Here is a 16,795-nt window from a genome sequence, read left to right as displayed (position 1 = left end):
AAATCTTCTAAGAAGTACAGTCATCCGCATGTCCCGAACTTGCCATCGGGGACCAGAGGGAGAGATCCATGCACCTTTGGAGCAGTAATTTGTGCATAGATCCCTCTCCTAAAGGAGAAGGACTTTTAAATCGACCTTAACTCATAGTATTGATGCCCCCCTAATCACTCCCTCTGTAGTTCTATAACTGGAGAGATGATGGTTTACAACTTTTGTTACTTTTTGAGACAACCGTCATTTATCTATAAAGTCTTTTGTTCCTCATGCACGCCCTCAGAAAATTCTTCTATCATCATTTTGCAGAATGCCGGTATGTCTCCCGGGTTTCTACTGGTAACTAACCCGCGGTCAACGACTACCTCCTCGTCAACCCAATCTGCACCTGCATTGATCAGATCTGTCTTAATGGACGCGTAAGAAGTAACTCTGCGTCCTTTCAGGGCACCGGTTTCTATAAGTGTCCATGGCCCATGACAAATGGCTGCAATGGGCTTCCCGTCTTCGATGAAACGATTCACAAAAGACACAGCCTTTGCGTTCATTCGTAAATGGTCTGGGTTGATCACTCCACCGGGAAGTAACAGTGCATCATAATCCGTTGGGTCTGCGTTGTTCAGCGGTTGGTCCACATTATATTCTTTACCCCACTCTTTCTTATCCCATGCTTTTACTTTTGACTTTTCAGGAGAAACAATATGCGCTACCGCACCAGCTCTTTCCAATGCCCTCTTTGGCTCTGTCAGTTCTACTTCTTCAAATCCGTTTGTAACCAGTATGGCTACCTTTTTATTTCTAAGTATATCTTCCATTGCTTTTTTGATTAAATGATCATTGTATTACTTCTATTACCTTGCAAATGATGGAAAGATTATGCCAATATCACAATGAGCTTTATCACTGCTATTGCACCATCTCATCATCAGGCAGATGTGCAAAACGCTACACATCATGACACATTCCTGTGAATTTTCACTACATCTGGTATCTGAATACAGCGTTGGCAGGAGTAGTGCTATCAGGCATGTCGGCTTCCTCTAAAATGTATACCTCCCCGGCATTTTTTATTGTTTCTACCGCTGCTTTGTTAAGGAGTTCCGCATTATTGGTCTTTTGTATCTGGTCGATGTGTACTTTGTTCTCATTTTTATCATAAGTGCCCCAAAGCAAGGCTCCCCGTTTTAGAAAAAGGGTTTCCGCTCTGCCAATAATTGCTCCTGGGATAACCTCCTCCGGATTGAAAGCCGCCTTTCCTCCACTCAGTAACAGTTCATATTTATCTTTTGCTGTAGCCCTCTCCTGCTCAAAGCCATCCTTTACAATTTCCCACGCTCGTTCTTTGAGTTCCATAATATCCAACTTGTCATGGTTGCCACTAATATGCTTTTCTGACAGATATTTATAGTGGTTGGTCTCCTTATAAATAGGATATAGATAATCAACGCATGCAATGACCAGTGGCGCTTTCTCATCATGCAGCATTTGCATAAGCCCATCATTAATAGCTCTGAAGTATTTTTGGGCTTCCATTTTTCTTTCCGAGTCGTTTCCTGACCCATGGCCATGAAAAATACCCGCACTGTTTCCCCGCTCTCCCTGACCACTTCTGTACTGAAGTGTTTTTTGCTCATAATCCGTTCCTACAGCTTCTTCCAGGGCCTCAGGTATTAACCCTTCTGTATTAACTTCTGTGATGGTATGCCGGGTGGCTTCATAGAAGTGTACATTTCCCAGACTTAGCGCCATGATAAAATGACGTCCTTCACCGTGTAGAAACTCTACCAGTGGCTTAAGGTACAGATGTGTTGATACATAGGTGAATTCATCAAAAGCTGATGGCAATGTATGATATTGTATATCACCATTGTAAAGGAAAAGAGCCAGGCCATCAGAACAATGCGACCAAAACACTTCGTCTTCAACAAGCTCATATGCCTTTGCAAGGTAGTCATGGCTCTCTTGCTCTGAGAGGCCGTATCCACGTAGTTGAGCCTCAGCTTCTTTAATCCTGTTTTTGAGGCTCATCTTATCTTTGTAAAGGTTGTCAGGGGTTGATACCCGATGTGTAGTAATGTAGATGGAAACACAATGCACTGCATGCACATCAGCCAGCTCTAGGAATTGGGATCTTTTAAATATGTTCATATGTCTTTGGATTAGTTGGTATTCAAACTTTACCTAAGTAATCCAAAAAGCATACCTACCCTATGCCATAGCCATTTTTTTCTTACCTCTTAAGCGTTTTTTCCCGTTGACGAGGCCGACAACTATGTTTTTCAAATAGCTAAGATCGTTGACAATAAAATTAAAGATGGCATATGTATCCCGCCCCAGGCCATTGATGTAGTCAGCTTTTTCAAAACTTTTAAGGGTGCGAATAGAGGGGTGTTCCAGTTGTACGTGAGAAGCTTCCATTCCCAACATAGTCAGGTTACGGTATAGTAGCATTCGGAGCTCTTCATCCTGCATCTGTTCCTGGGTCAGGTCTGCGCAGTAATTGTCGATTTCATTTATACAGGTCAAAATATTGGAAAGGTGAATTTTGTTCCGGAGGTTTTTCATGGCGGTTCATTTTTAGTACTAGAGGTATCACGTTAATATTATGCCAAAATGAAAAGACATTCTTGAAAAGGTATGGTGTGTTGGTCAAGTATATTCGTAGAATTGGTTCCACGACTGGTGTTCGCATTACACAGCACTTAATTTACCAGCAATAGTCCTACCATTAATGCATGTGGTCAGCCAGAGTCTCCACTTTTTCATTCTCTATTATTTTTAGTGCAAGTTGTTCGTTTGGTGATAGCTCATTTTTATATTTTATATTTTTGAGCTTTATTTTTTTGTAATTAGCCAGTTGATCATTCATCAGCACTTCAAGCACCTTAGGGTGAATGTAATATTCTCTGCAGGTAGCTACTGTATTTCCCAATGCCTCCGCTACTTTTCTTACGAGGTTGGTCTCCAGTTTTAGTCTGGGGTTTTGCTTTATCTCCCGCAATACATCTTCATAATAACCAATAGCCAGCACCGTACCCCCCCAGGTTCGAAAGTTTTTGGCGGTAAAATATTGTCCCGATATTTCCTGTAGGTATTGATTTACGTCCTGTGAGTCGAGCCTTCTGCTTTTATTGTCTTCGTCCAAATATCTAAATATTTCATAGCCAGGTAGTTCAGAGGTTTGCCTGATAAGACGCACCAGCTTTTTGCTTTGGATCCTGACGTGCCTGTATTTTCCACTTTTGGCTTTATAGTCGAGGTACAACCTGCCGTTTTTTTCCTTCAGGTGTTTGCGCCTGAGTGTTGTAAGGCCATAAGTATGATTTTCCTGTTCATAATACTTGTTCCCTATTCTTATATAATGCTGATCGAGCATCATTACTACCATCGCAAGTATCTTCTCCTTGGGCCATTTTCTTAGCTTGATGTGCTCCTCCAGTCGCCTTCTTATTAAAGGCAAAGCCCGGCCAAAATGAGCCAGATCTCCATATTTCGTACGCTGTCTGTGCAACACCCACTCCTGATGATATATGTACTGCTTACGTCCCTTCTGATCATATCCGGTAACCTGCAGGTGTCCATTTTCGGAGGGGCATATCCATACATTACTCCACATAGGAGGTATCACAAGGGTCTTGATCCGTTCAATGATGCGGCTATTCTGAAGCCTCTTTCCCGAATGATCCAGGTAAATAAATCCTTTGCCCCGTTTCTGACGTGAATATCCCGGCTCTTCATCGGAGATATAAACAAGGTTGGGCGGGCAATCGTGGGGTGCTGTCATTGATATCTCCGTGGCTGGGCAGAACTTGATGATACAGGTAAACTAAGACTGCACCTCCCTGACATACTTACGGCCAGGAGAGGTGCAGAATAATTGTGGTTGTTGGTTATTTGTTTAAAACTCTGTTTTAATATTCCTGGTCATTATCATCTTCAAAAGCCGTTTCTATATCATCTCCGGCTTTATCCAACTTGTCTTTTACATCGTTAAAAGCCTGCCTGGTATCACGTTTTACCTCGTTCCAGTTATTTTCTGTGGCTTGCTCCACATTTTCCATTCTTCTTTGCAGCTTTTCCTTCTCCATTTCGAGGTCATCACGAGTTCTCTCCAGCGCTACCTGAGCCTCTCCTGTTTCCTCTTTCATCTCATTATTGATCTCAACAAGTTTTCTGTCAATATCAGCTACGAGCTCATTCAGGTCTTCTCTGAGTTCCGTTCTTTCTTCATTAAAATCACCCTCTACTTCTGCATATTCTTCGCTTAATTCATCATTGTTTTCATTATACGCAGTATCACGGTTATTACACTGAACGGCAAAAACAAACATAAAGCACACTATAGACATTGTTAAGATTTTACTTTTAATCGTTTTCATAGTCGTAATTTTTATAGATTAATATTATTAATCACTCTTCTTTTCAAATACATTTCCTTTTTTTGATCTAACGCCTTCTATATCGAAATCAGCGTTGACAAAATCATAAGCCGATCCTACAAAAAAGGCCCTAGATCCTATATAGGCAATAGGGGTTTTTATCAAGTCGGGGTTTTTCACCATCAGTTTGGTGAGCTCCGCTTCAGCAAACCCTTTATCTTTCAAATGATGTAAATAGGTGTCTGAATTTTTATCAATCAGTACACTCATATCCACATTCATATCTCTGGCTATTTCCGCAATTTGAGTTTCTGTGAGATTATTTTTCGATATATCCCTTTCATTCAAAGCATGGTCCTTCATTGTATCCGCATAGCCCTTGGCTTTTCTATCCTCATACTTTTCAGAGTTATAGATCAGCAGTATTTCATTTTCTTTAGCTTTCATATTTCTCAGTGTTAATCCTGCATTTCATTGCCAATGCAGTAACCATCCATACCCGAAGATTTTCATTCTTCAAATAGTAAAGTCCGGGCGTAGATATCCCCCTACGCCCGGACTTTGCGCAGTTCATATTTATCAGATCCTCTCTATTTCTCTTTTTAACTCCTCTTTTGACTTTCCTGTTTTCTTTTGAAGCCTACCGAGCAGTTCATCCTCTTTACCTTCTACATAAGTAAGATCATCATCAGTAAGGTCTCCATACTTTTGCTTCATCTTACCCTTTATTGTGTTCCAGTTTCCTTTTAATTGCAAATCATTCATGGCTTATATTGTTTAATGGTTAATGTCGTGAGCTGTCAGGGCATTGTTCAGCCTACCTTAGCTGACTGTCGTGCTTTAACTGCAGCTTTTTCGCTCTTTCTGGCATATTCATCAAGAAGCGTATTATATTTTATTTTTGCGGCATCCAGCGTTTCTGCTAGTGAGTGCGCCAGAGAATTCTTTAATTTTTCTGATTCCTGACCCAACTTTCTTCTGGTTTGTGGGCCACTTTCCGGTGCTAATAACAATCCGGCAACTGCTCCGGCAAGAGCTCCTACCGCAAATCCGGTTAGTATTTTCATGTTGTTGCTCATAGTTTTCAAAAGTTTTTAGTTACTGTTTTCACCGTTTACCGGCTTTTTAATACATAATCATTAGTGAAAAACATATACCAAAAGGCAGCTTCAGGAAAATACTTTTGACAATGCGCTGTCTTTCAGTTATTTGCAAATAAAATATACCCATGATCAAAATTTGATGAGTAACGTAACGGGTAGGATGTTCCACATTCTGTAGAACTACAAATGAGGAGTTTCCATCAGTTCGTGGCTTCTGCCACACTTCAGATATGGCATAAGATTAGCACTTGAGGATAATAAATATCTGGCCATTTAAAATTAAGAACACCATGTCTACACATAACCTTAAACCATTATCGGAAGTAATAGATGATCTGAAAAAGAAAGGTTTCGACACCGACTTCATCTATCGGGATGGAAAACTGCATGCCATGAATAAGGATAAATCATACAATGCCGAAGACATAACTATTAAAGAAGAGTATCGTTTTGAGGGCGACTCAGATCCTGCGGACATGTCTATATTATATGCTATCGTTACCTCCGATGGGGAAAAGGGTAGTGTAGTCGATACCTATGGAGCTGAAAGCGATACTGATCTGGAGGAATTTTTGGGTCATGCCCGGTATGAAGCCTGATAAAATTGAAAATCGAGCCCAGTTCCTTCTAACGTCATCCTGAGGAGAACAACAGCTTTTAGTTGATTTTGTGTATAATGATAAGCTACCTGAACGGCCTTGAGGAAATGGCGTTAAGAATTTCAATGTCATACATACACTTGTAAATCACACTGTTTGTGCCCCGTTGTTTCAAACGGGGCGAGTTTGTGATTTGTCATCGCAGGCATTGAAATTTAGCCATTTGCTAACAGCCTTGACTTTTTTTGTTATCCCGAAAGCTTTAAAGCTTTCGGGATAACAAAAAAAGTAAGACATATGCTATGAAAAAGTCAAAATAGAGACAAAAGTTACAAACTGAGTAATAAGATGCTATCATCTGACTATCAGCATGTAATGAAAACTTGCCATTGGCAAACCTGATTCAGGATCCCCGATTAGATTCTACTCATTTTTATGAGATTCCAAATCAATCAAGTTTGGAATGACAAACTGACTTTTGAAACAGGCTCGCAGACAACTAAAATAGAAATCCTAAATTAAGATTATAAATACCTTCTTCATCGCTTTTAGTGTATACAGCGGTAAACACCCACCTTCCAAAGGGTGTGATCCATAATCCTCCGCCAACACCTCTATGCCACTTATCTGACTCCTCACCATCGATCCATACCCGTCCCTGATCCAGGTGTGCCGATATTCCGATTTCGAAGGGCATATAATAAAATGGCACCTTTAGCAGCCGCATTCTGATCTCATTGTTTTGATAGATGCTACTCCTGCCTGCAAATCTATCGCGGCCATAACCCCTAACATTTCCCAAACGGTTTATTCCTGTATTTCCTCCGATAGTACTGGCCTGATAAAAATTGAAATCCCCGGAAATGGTTGACCCACCTACGCGCACGGCAAAGGTAGTTTCGAAAGGAATGTCTACGGTATAATAAGCGCTAAATTCACTTCTCAGCTTACTTAACTTGCTATTATCATTATTCAACTCACCCAGCCAGCTAAGTTCTGTCAGCCAGCGAATTCCTTTTTCCGGCTTGTGCTCAATATTCGTAGTGCGAATGTCTGCCGCAAACCTGAAACCTCCGAAATGACTTGCTTCGAAAATATGGGGATCCAATATGGGGCCAATAATGTCAATATAACTGGTTTCTCCATTGCCGGAATGTACTTTGGCATATTGGTAAACAGGGCCAAACTTTATGGTGGTGTGGCTTTCCCGGGGCTTTAGTTGCAAACCAGGATAAAAAAGTGCTTCCTCAAAGCGAGCTTCATAAAATTCATCGTCATCAGTAAAAGCCATTGTCTCATTGCCATAACCGTAAAAATTGGTAAAAAAATTGGGAGCCCTAACCACCAGGTCAAGATTCATTCCGAGATCACCTAATACATTAGTGAAGTCTCCGTCATACTTAAAGTTCCAGGCGCCTGTTTTAGGGGCAAAATTAGCTACAATGCGCTGCTTACCGGCATATGGTTCCTTTCTGAACGCGTGATGGGTAATAACCACTCCCCCACCGAAAAAGAGACCGTCATCGTTATTCACACCAAAATAGAGGGTAGGGGCAACGCTTCCATATTCAAAACCTGTATAGTTATAAAGGTTAATGCCCGGGTTGGGCGACAATTTAAGTTTTGTTTCTTTCCCGTCTTCTACTTTATTATCTTCTTCCACCTGCAAGGGGTCGTTATTTTTCGTGTCATAATAAATCGTCTTCCTCGACCAGCCATCCACACGGGAAGAGTCAACAAACACATCTTCATCTTCACCTCCAATGATTCTGATAAGCGGTGATCTATCGGCCTCACCTGAAACATAGAAAAAATCTTCATCGCCAAAGCCATATATCCTGACCTCATCTGTTTCATCGGCATAAAAAACGCGGTCATAGATCTTGTCTTTTTTCTCTCCACCGTCTGAAGCATCGTACATGGTCACCCTTGCTTTATTGTTGCTTCTTACCACTTCTACATACTCGTTTTTATCACTCCCCAGTATATCTACCTCTTTGGCCAGAATAAGGTAATACTCCAATGCAAACTGATGGAGGTTATTTCTTCGGGCCTTCAAAGTATGAATGAGTTCCTCTCCGGTAATATTATATACCTGCTCAGGTAGCTCCTGCACCGCCTGCTCTATAACACTATCCGTGAGTCGATTTTGCAGATCCTTTGCGATTTCGATCCAGTCTTCTTTTGATAAAGCTGTCAGAAACCTTCTGTCCAAATGCCTGGCATTAAAGTTAAGGCCCGCCATATCCCTTACCTCCGGCTCAAAGTTCTGAAACTTCCTTAGTGCCCATTTTCGGCTGGCCCACCAGGGAATAAAACCATCGAACTTAAAAAATATATTGTCCCTGTCTTCCGGGATAGGCCGATAGTATTTCTTCTTATCGTCTTCAAATTCCGCCCATCGAAATTGCCCGTCATGTCGGTCCCAGTCACCGATCAAAATATCGAACAAGCGTGCCCTGAGGAAATTTTCCTGATCTACATAATTGTCATTATCACTTATCAGCTCCTCCTTTACCGTTTCAGTGCTCACAGCATTTTTCGTTCCTCCAAAATCTTCATAGCCCGACCAATCTTCATCTGCATCTTCCTCTAACATTGCCAACACTCCGCCAAAATCTCCCCTGTACTTACCCAACTCAGGGCTGTCAGGTATATAGACCATTTTCGGGTTTGTATGATAAATGCCTGCAGCATCACCCAAAGAGGGTAAGATGAATGCTCCATAAGGCAAAGAAGCTGAAATTTGATCCTGCACCAGATCATCGGCAAATGAGTATTTCAAGGCATAAGGTAGCGTAGGGGTAGGATCTTTCTGCAGCGAGCGAAGCGAATACAGCCTGCCATCTCCACCCTTTAGTTTGAGTGAAAAGGTCTGCATGCCACCACCCTTTTTTATGATCTCAAGGCCGCCTTTCTCCTCTTTCATGTTCAGCACAGGCACCTCAACCGGGGTCAGCCACACATCCCGGTAATGGTCTCCCAGCATAAATCTCTTAAAACTACCGGCCTCGTAAATCTCACCAGCTTTGACCATTACAAGAGATTCACCATTGCGCGCTATTATATCTTGCTTTACTGATTCGTTATGCACACGCTTTGAAATAGTACACGACATTAGCAAGAACACAACCGGCAATACAAACACAGCGCCATACAGGCGGGCTGAGATTTGTGTAGTCCTTCTATTTTCTAGTTTTCTAGTTAGGGTCTCTAAGAAAACGCCAATGTCTGCGTTATGTTCGTCCCAAAAATGCTCCCGTACCCCGGTACGCTCCGCTTTTTGGCACTTCACAGGCCTTGACCTTAATGTTTTCTTAAAGCCACTTAGAATTTTCTTACAGACACTAGTTAGCATTGGTAACAAAGAATATGAAAATGAACGCCAGAACCGTAACCACCAGTCCGAGCATAAAAACATTGTATGAAATCGTCAGCAGCCGGTACTTTTCCTTAAGTACAATACCCAGGTTGTAAAGGTCCAGTGACATGCTGTCGTATAATTTTTTTTGATCCTTTTTTAAGTTGCTGAGGTAGTTAACAAACTCCTCTTTAGGAATGCCCAAAAAGTTACCGAAGTAGAGCAAGCTGATCTTATTTTCCTTAACATCATTCATATCTACTTCTTTGCTGGTCACTTTCGGGCGTGCAGAAAGTACTGCAAAGATCACCGATAGCAAGGCTCCCACCAGCAGTGTCATGATCGGGATAGTAAAGCGTAAATTCTCCACCGCAAATCCTTTTGAAACCGACAGGCTGGCTCCTGATAAAGTCACAATTACAGAAATAAGAATTGTATTGATACTGATCATCATATTAGCCTTACCATCAGCAATAGCACTAAGGTTAATATGATTCCGGTAATTCGCCCTGTATAGCGTATCTATTCCTCTCCCAAAATCTTTACCGGTATTAGTTCGCACCGTTACTTTTCTGGCTTTGAGAATGTTCTGCCGCTGTTTCTTGATATTCTTTACCCTGCGTTTGGCAAACCTTTCTTTGGCGGCCTCAGTAATAAAGTAGTTGCTTACAAGAAAGTTATACTGCTTTTTTTCCCACTCGAGTTCGGTATAACTCTTACTATTGAAATTTTCCAACTCCACCCTTAAAAGCTCCCCCTTTCTGAAAAAGCGCTTTCTCCCAAGATGAGCAATATCGGCATCGTGCAGCAGCTCTTCCAGCAGCCCGTCCGGCTCATGACCAGCCACAGTACTCATGATCAATTTGGTAACCTGACTAACCTTTTCTTCAGGATAGTTATTTTTAGCAAAAAATTCTTTGGCGTACTTCACACTCTCTGCCTCATGACCATTATACTTCCTGATATAACCGGTGTCATGAAACCATCCTGATAAGATCAGCACCTCAAGGTCATCATTGTTAAGCCCGCTTTCTATACCTAATTCTTCCGACACAGCGGCTACCTCCTCGGTATGAGCCATATTATGATACAGCAACTTCTCAGGAAGATCGTTTCTAAACAGGTCCTCCACAAATGACTCTGCTTTTTTGAGTATCTCGTTCTTTACTTGCCTTTCTTCCTTCTCTTTTGTTTCCATAAATTATCTGAAGTGTTGACGTACTGCTGTTAGACAGCCTCCATCCATGCAACACATCTGAATTCAGGATGTTTTTCCATATAACGTTGAACAAAATCGCAGCCAGGTATTATCTGAATGTGTTCCTTTTGTGCAAATAGCAATGCATTATGTACAAGCGTGCTGGCTATACCTCTTTCCCTAAGGTTTTCATGAACTTGTATATAGTTAAAGTCAAACACCTGGGGGGATATCTGTCTGAATTGTAAATAGCACTCTTTACCTTCAACAGTGGTAGTAAATCTTTTGCCAACCATGTCTAATCTCACCGAACAATTCATAGTCTTTTGGTTTTAGTTCATTGTTCTACCATTGTAAAAAGTATGCCAAGCCGATAATGATGATCCAAGGGGCTTCCTAAGACCTCACTTTCAGTTAAAAGGGTCAATATGAGGTGTGAATTCCCCAGTTCTGACACCCCATTCTCCCCTCATTATTTTAAATCAAAAGATGGAATAACGTTTGTATAACAATGGTTATTAACATTAGTGTGTAGAGTGTTAATTAGTGTCTGTAAGAAAACTCTTGCCGTCATCGCGCCTGTCCCGGGCTTGCCACGGGGAGGAATCGAAGCGATCCCCTCTTAATGCACGCCAAGGATGAGGGGATTGCCACACTTCGTTCGCAATGACGATAAAGTTGTGAGTTTTCCTAGAGACCCTAATTAGTGTCTTTAAGAAAACGACAGTGTCCGCGTTACGCTCGTCCTAAAAATGCTCTTTCCACAGGGGACTTCGCTTTTTTTGGGACTTCATCCCGCTCTTCAGCAGGAACGTGTTCTTAAAGCCACTTAGAGTTTTTTTGCAAGCATTAACCAAAACAGAGATGGAAAAGCACAATACAAAAAAAATCTTATCGAAAGCACTTGTTTATGGAGCCGTAATGTTATCAGGCTATGCCATGAAAAAGGTGGTAGATTTCGGATATAAAAAGATCAGGAAAGAAGAGCCTCCGCAAAAAATAAGCAACAACAGGTATACCATGGGGCATATTATTACCTACACCCTTTTATCAGGGGCAACTGCTGCACTTACACGCTTACTCATTAAAAATTATATCGAAGATATGGTAAATAAACCCGGCACAGTGGAACGATACACTGCCTCATCAATGAAATCGGCTGCTTCAGAAGTACATGTATAAAGCAGCCAATCCAATGATGTTAGATTGATGATCCGTGGTGCGCAGTCACTTCTCTTTCAAATTCATTGAGTTGTTCTATAGCCCCTGCTATCAACCGCTTCTGCTGTTCTAACCGGTCTTTTATATACCTGGGAACATCAGAATTAATAGCCTTCTCATATACTTCCAGCGCTTCCTTCTCACCGGTTCTGGCTTCATCAATAATGACTGTATCTTCCTTCTCAGAAAATTTAGCTTTCAGATCAAGCCAGTTCCTGTGAAAGTAGCCCTTAATAGTTCCTGTATCTTCAAGTTCGGCACCACGATCTCGCATATCATTTTTTAATTCTTCGATAAATAATTTACGCTGCTGCGCCAACCTGTTAAATATGGTCCTGAACTCTTCGTTATGTATATCTTTAGCGGCTTGCTCATAGCCCTTTATTCCATCATGACAGATATCCAATACATCCTTTATGGCTTTCTTCTCACTGCTCATAGCTTTAGTAATTTTAGTTTGCAGACTATAACCTTTATAGCCGGTCTACAAAATATAATGGCAGAAACTATTCCATTACGAATCTGTGAGATATAAGTGACACTTATATGTAAAATTGTTGAGAATTATGGCCATAGTGTGTATTGCCTCCTACGTGGCATCCTCAGCATCACCTAAATTCATCTGGATTTTCCTCAATCTCAAAACGCATATCTTTAAGTGGTACTACTTAGTGGCTTTAAGAAAACGACAAGGTCATCGCGCTTGCCAAGGGGAGAAATCGAAGCGATACTTCTCTTAATGCTCTTAATGCATGCCAAAGATGAGGGGATTGCCGCACTTCGTTCGCAATGACGATAGGTTGTGAGTTTTCTTAGAGACACTACTTAAGTGTCAAATGTATAAAAAGCTCCCTTCCCGCCCTGGGCTTAATGGAGTTATAACAGGTGGTAAATATATGGATATCAAACCATGGAATAAAAAACTCCAGGTATTCCTCTTTACTGCCACCATAAGGCGGATGGTCGTCATTTAACCTGTCATTGAAAAGCACTCCGACCAATTTTCCCCGATCTTTCAGCAGTTCAGCACATTTTTGGCCATAGAGATGGCGCTGCGAAGGGTGCAAAGCACAAAAGAATGTTTGCTCAATGATCAGGTCGAACTTATCGTTCAGTAAGAAGAAGTCCTGACACAATAAATGATCCTTAGGGAATGTGGGGCAGCGCGCGGAGAAATCCGCAAGGGGTATGGGCGAAATATCTGCCAAATAAACATTTTCAAAACCCTTATCATGTAAATATTCGGCTTCCCAGGCATTGCCACAACCTGGGATCAGGATAGAAAGTGACTTATCGGTAAGTTGGTCAAAGTATTCTTTTAAGGGAGTGGTTATAGACCCTGCATCCCATTGGGTTTGCCGGTTCTGATAGCGATCAGTCCAGTATTTTTCATCATGTTGCATATATTCAAATGTTTAAGGGTCACTTAGTAAATTACAAATGAAGCGCTTTTCATTGAATTCTATTAAATAAACAATAATTTTACGCCCCAAGCGTAATATGACCAACTATGACTGAGAATACATCTAACCAGGAAACAAAGTTTGAACCTCCCAGGCGAGAGACAAAGAAAACAAATACCAAAACAACAATTGTTGTTGTAATTCTTGCTGTCATCATTATCGTGCAGGGGATTAAGATATATCTTGACCACCAGGAAAGTTTAGCCCGCGAAAATTTATTGGTTAACACCGAGCAGGAACTGGCCACTACTATGCAAAAGCTTACCAACATTAGCCGGGAGCTGGACGAAAAAATTGCCGAGATAGAACGGCTGGGCGGGGATGTTACTGAACTGGAAAAAGCCAAGGCAGATATTGAAAAAGAGCTGAATGACACAAAAACAAGAAACAGGAGAGCAGTAGCAGACCTGAAGGATAAAGTTGGTGGCTATGAACTCCTGCTGAAGGCCAAAGATGAGGAGATAGAAAGACTAAAAAATGTCAATACAGAACTCCTCACAGAAAATACTACTTTAAAAACGGAAAAAAATCAGCTTTCTGATTCGTTAAATCAATTAAACCAGTCTAAAGAAGTACTGGCCGGCAAAGTAGCAATAGCTTCTCAACTAAAAGCTGAAAACATCCAGGTATTAGCTGTTAACAGCCGGGGAAAAGAGCGCGAAGCACCATTCAAAAGCCGTCAGATAGACAAGATCAGGGTGATATTTAATATTGCCGAAAACGGAGTGGCGCCTATTGAAGGCAAGGATATATTAGTAAGGATTGTTGACGACCAGGGACAGGTGATCTTCGATGTTGCCAAAGGTTCAGGCACCTTCATGTATGATGGAAGAGAAGAATTCTATACTTCTAGCCAGGAAATTCTCTTTGACAATACCAGACAGCAACTCACCTTTGAATACAACAAAGGCAGTGAATGGGAAGATGGACTCTACTCCCTTGAAGTTTATACTGATGGATATAAAATGGGCAGCAAACAATTTGAAGTGAAGTAAGTAATGTTTGTAAGAAAACTCTAAGTGACTTTAAGAAAAGGGTCAGGGTCAAGGCTTGTGAAGTCCCAAAAAGCGGAGCGTACTGAGGTACGTGAGCATTTTTGGGACAATCATAACGCAGACATTGGCGGTTTCTCAGAGACACTAATTAACTGATAGTTACTCCTCCTTTTTTGTTGTCAACCCTGTCGCAGCGCCTTCCTTTTTCGTAATTCCTGATCTCCGCTCTGCTGTGTCAAGGACTGAAGGGAAGGCTGTCCACAACAAATAGGAATGGGACACTGGAGATGATAAGGAAGGCACACCATAAAAAAGGCCGTACCTTTCGATACAGCCTTTTTGGAATACTTAAAGTTCTGAATTAGTACAGGTACTCAAGTGCAACTCGGTCGTAATAACCGAAGTAACCACTTGAACCAGAACTGAAGCATGAAAGCATGATTGAATTAGAATCAAAACCTGTAGGAGTACCGGGAACGTGAACAGCACCCACTCCACCGGAACCTTCATTACCACCAGAACCACAAGATAGAGAACGATTGAAGTAATCTGTGTGACGTAAGCCTACGCAGTGACCAATTTCGTGTGTGATCACGTGTCTGGTAACACTAGTACCGTAATTGCTTGTGCCAGACTGGATCTGCACATACTTGTAAGGATTACCTCCGCTAGGGAAACCAGCAGAACCTCCTCCGCTGCCACTAACTCTGTAAACAACGATGTCGTAAGAACCATAGTTAGTACCGAAAGTCAAAGTGAAGTTGAGGTTAGTGTTCAGGTTATTAAAGTTATTAATAGCCCCCTGTAGAGCTGTTCTCATAGTGTTGTCAAGAGCATTAGACCCACCGGTATAGCCGATTACTCTAATTGTCCTTGGCGCACTAACAAGATTCCAGGTACGATACTGCTCGCCTACCGCACCGGTATGAGCAACACCACTTTCCAGCATCTTTGACAGGTTTTCAGGGGTAACAATAATATCACCCTCAAGAAGGTAGTTTCTTGCTTCGTAAGCAGGATCCAGTACCTCTTTGTCATTGGTAAGGGCAATATCGCTAACATCAAATCCCAACTCTTTAAATTGGGCCATCACTTCATCAGTGATCATCGGAGCATCAGAAGGGGCCAGTTCTTCTTCCTGCGAGCAAGAAGTAAACAATACAGCGCCAAAGGCAACCGCCATAGCAGTCACCAGAGAACTTTTAACATTTCTCATAAATAAAATTGGTTTAGGTTGAAAATTTATTTCGGGCCTAAGATAGGATTTAGTTAACCAGTGATAAAAAAAGTTATCAAGGGAATAATGCTTATGTAACTTTTTAGCAGTGAAAAAAATGAATATAACAGACTGATTTTATTTACCGCTCCAAAAACATAATTCTTCATTAATAAAATTGATGTACCATTTAACACAAAAAACATCAAAATAAGTAAGGATATTAAACAATTCAAGAAAACCAAACAAGATCGCGAAGCTTCTTCTTCTCCTTTGTTTGTTCAAACATGCAACATCCTTAAGAAACCAATCGTAAAAAGCGGTTTTATCAAAATTTAATTTTCTTCAATCAGCTCTCCCACCAAATCATTCATTGAGACGCCAATCATAGCCGAGGTACTTAATATCCATTTTTTCACTTATTTTAACTTCAGAATATTGATTAAGAAAATCCCGCAGAGAGCCATTTTTAGTAAAATCGGCTTCAAACCAACTAAAGATCTTCGACACCTCAACCCTATCTTTACTAATCTTGTTTCTTGTAGGATCATTAATAAATGCCACTGCCTGCTCATGCAACTGTTCATTTATATGATCAGATGTAAAAGCTCCTCTCCGCAATGGCGGACAGGATACTGATGCACAATTGATCGCAAAATGAATGCGGGGCTCATCAAACTCCTTCCTGAGAATACCATGCTCTATCTCATCAAGACTCGTTGGCTTCCCTCCTAATTCAAAAAATTGCATGTGCCAAACCGTATGTATGCCCGGTATCGTCAGCGCAGGCCCAAGATCCCGAATGCTCTCCACCGGATAATTGTCGACAATTAGTTTGATGGTAAAAGCATTATATGCGTTGATCCAGTAGGCCAGGCGTTCTTCCCTCGACCATGTGGCAGCCGGTGCGTGAGCGCTCAAGCTATCCAAATAACCATTAAGTCCTTCCTTATCAGTTATAAAGCCACGGTAGTCTACCCTGCCATTTTGTTTCACATGCTTTAGCAAAAGTTCATGCCACTGCTGATGCGAAGGAGGCGTTTGTGATACTTCCCGAGGCACCTCACTGCACGCCACCAGCATCAGACACAAGCCTACTATTATGCTCATCTTCATAACTGGTGTCTCTAAGAAAATGTCAATGTCTGCGTTACGCTTGATCCAAAAATGTTCTTCCCGACAACTGTACATGACTCCCGCTTTTTGGGACTTCGTCCAGGCCTTTGGCGGGAACGTTTTCTTACAAACACTAACCAGGATTTTACC

18 protein-coding genes are annotated in these 16,795 nt (G+C 41.5%); 3 read left to right on the top strand and 15 right to left on the bottom strand.

Annotation, left to right across the window (positions count from 1 at the left end; translation table 11 throughout):
* Positions 1-242: 242 nt before the first annotated feature.
* The 8 genes from C900_RS03495 to C900_RS03460 form a co-directional block, all read right to left on the bottom strand.
* Positions 243-809, bottom strand: coding sequence for a type 1 glutamine amidotransferase domain-containing protein (locus tag C900_RS03495; protein WP_009578214.1), 567 nt, complete (start codon positions 807-809; stop codon positions 243-245).
* A 163-nt stretch (positions 810-972) separates the two neighbouring features.
* Positions 973-2,142, bottom strand: a complete 1,170-nt coding sequence (locus tag C900_RS03490) for a baeRF7 domain-containing protein (protein WP_009578213.1) — start codon at positions 2,140-2,142, stop codon at positions 973-975.
* 60 nt (positions 2,143-2,202) lie between these two features.
* Positions 2,203-2,559, bottom strand: a complete 357-nt coding sequence (locus C900_RS03485; RefSeq protein ID WP_009578212.1) for a hypothetical protein — start codon at positions 2,557-2,559, stop codon at positions 2,203-2,205.
* 163 nt (positions 2,560-2,722) lie between these two features.
* Positions 2,723-3,778, bottom strand: coding sequence for a DNA topoisomerase IB (locus tag C900_RS03480; protein ID WP_009578211.1), 1,056 nt, complete (start codon positions 3,776-3,778; stop codon positions 2,723-2,725).
* 127 nt (positions 3,779-3,905) lie between these two features.
* Positions 3,906-4,373, bottom strand: coding sequence for a sll1863 family stress response protein (locus C900_RS03475; RefSeq protein WP_157493877.1), 468 nt, complete (start codon positions 4,371-4,373; stop codon positions 3,906-3,908).
* 27 nt (positions 4,374-4,400) lie between these two features.
* Positions 4,401-4,820 carry an arsenate reductase family protein gene (locus C900_RS03470; protein ID WP_009578209.1) on the bottom strand — a complete coding sequence of 140 codons (420 nt, stop codon included), beginning with the start codon at positions 4,818-4,820 and terminating at the stop codon, positions 4,401-4,403.
* A 132-nt stretch (positions 4,821-4,952) separates the two neighbouring features.
* Positions 4,953-5,138, bottom strand: coding sequence for a CsbD family protein (locus tag C900_RS03465; protein WP_040495473.1), 186 nt, complete (start codon positions 5,136-5,138; stop codon positions 4,953-4,955).
* Positions 5,139-5,185: 47 nt separating this feature from the next.
* On the bottom strand, positions 5,186-5,440 hold the full coding sequence (locus tag C900_RS03460) for a YtxH domain-containing protein (RefSeq protein ID WP_157493876.1): 255 nt from the start codon (positions 5,438-5,440) through the stop codon (positions 5,186-5,188).
* Positions 5,441-5,766: 326 nt separating this feature from the next.
* On the opposite strand from C900_RS03460, the gene C900_RS03455 reads away from it, so the two are divergent.
* A complete protein-coding gene (locus C900_RS03455; RefSeq protein WP_009578206.1) occupies positions 5,767-6,075 on the top strand; it encodes a hypothetical protein in 309 nt (102 codons plus the stop codon).
* A gap of 499 nt (positions 6,076-6,574) precedes the next feature.
* Here the strand turns inward: C900_RS03455 and C900_RS03450 are convergent, their stop codons facing one another.
* From C900_RS03450 to C900_RS03440, 3 genes are read right to left on the bottom strand one after another with little or no spacing between them, the layout of a single operon-like run.
* Complete coding sequence (locus tag C900_RS03450; RefSeq protein ID WP_157493875.1) at positions 6,575-9,370, bottom strand: BamA/TamA family outer membrane protein; 2,796 nt, start codon at positions 9,368-9,370, stop codon at positions 6,575-6,577.
* A gap of 52 nt (positions 9,371-9,422) precedes the next feature.
* Positions 9,423-10,634 carry a Pycsar system effector family protein gene (locus C900_RS03445; RefSeq protein ID WP_009578203.1) on the bottom strand — a complete coding sequence of 404 codons (1,212 nt, stop codon included), beginning with the start codon at positions 10,632-10,634 and terminating at the stop codon, positions 9,423-9,425.
* 29 nt (positions 10,635-10,663) lie between these two features.
* Complete coding sequence (locus C900_RS03440) at positions 10,664-10,954, bottom strand: GNAT family N-acetyltransferase (RefSeq protein ID WP_009578202.1); 291 nt, start codon at positions 10,952-10,954, stop codon at positions 10,664-10,666.
* A 544-nt stretch (positions 10,955-11,498) separates the two neighbouring features.
* On the opposite strand from C900_RS03440, the gene C900_RS03435 reads away from it, so the two are divergent.
* Positions 11,499-11,816 carry a DUF4235 domain-containing protein gene (locus tag C900_RS03435; protein WP_009578201.1) on the top strand — a complete coding sequence of 106 codons (318 nt, stop codon included), beginning with the start codon at positions 11,499-11,501 and terminating at the stop codon, positions 11,814-11,816.
* Positions 11,817-11,835: 19 nt separating this feature from the next.
* On the opposite strand, the gene C900_RS03430 is transcribed toward C900_RS03435, so the two are convergent.
* Both C900_RS03430 and C900_RS03425 read right to left on the bottom strand, forming a co-directional pair.
* The gene (locus tag C900_RS03430) at positions 11,836-12,294 is read right to left on the bottom strand and encodes a ferritin-like domain-containing protein (RefSeq protein WP_009578200.1); all 459 of its coding nucleotides are present in this window, start codon (positions 12,292-12,294) and stop codon (positions 11,836-11,838) included.
* Between the two features lie 382 nt (positions 12,295-12,676).
* Complete coding sequence (locus tag C900_RS03425; RefSeq protein WP_009578199.1) at positions 12,677-13,258, bottom strand: methyltransferase domain-containing protein; 582 nt, start codon at positions 13,256-13,258, stop codon at positions 12,677-12,679.
* Between the two features lie 107 nt (positions 13,259-13,365).
* Here C900_RS03425 and C900_RS03420 point away from each other — a divergent pair, with 107 nt between their 5' ends.
* Entirely contained in the window at positions 13,366-14,313 is a 948-nt protein-coding gene (locus tag C900_RS03420; RefSeq protein WP_009578198.1) for a coiled-coil domain-containing protein, read from the top strand.
* Between the two features lie 361 nt (positions 14,314-14,674).
* Here the strand turns inward: C900_RS03420 and C900_RS03415 are convergent, their stop codons facing one another.
* Both C900_RS03415 and C900_RS03410 read right to left on the bottom strand, forming a co-directional pair.
* A complete protein-coding gene (locus C900_RS03415) occupies positions 14,675-15,529 on the bottom strand; it encodes a M57 family metalloprotease (RefSeq protein WP_040495470.1) in 855 nt (284 codons plus the stop codon).
* A 366-nt stretch (positions 15,530-15,895) separates the two neighbouring features.
* Positions 15,896-16,645: a DUF547 domain-containing protein gene (locus C900_RS03410; RefSeq protein ID WP_009578195.1), complete on the bottom strand. Its 750-nt coding sequence runs from the start codon at positions 16,643-16,645 to the stop codon at positions 15,896-15,898.
* Between the last annotated feature and the right edge of the window lie 150 nt (positions 16,646-16,795).

Origin of the sequence: Fulvivirga imtechensis AK7 (genome assembly GCF_000331535.1) — a bacterium.
In the GTDB taxonomy this organism is placed as follows: domain Bacteria; phylum Bacteroidota; class Bacteroidia; order Cytophagales; family Cyclobacteriaceae; genus Fulvivirga; species Fulvivirga imtechensis.
This window is presented reverse-complemented; position numbering and strand designations above follow the sequence as displayed.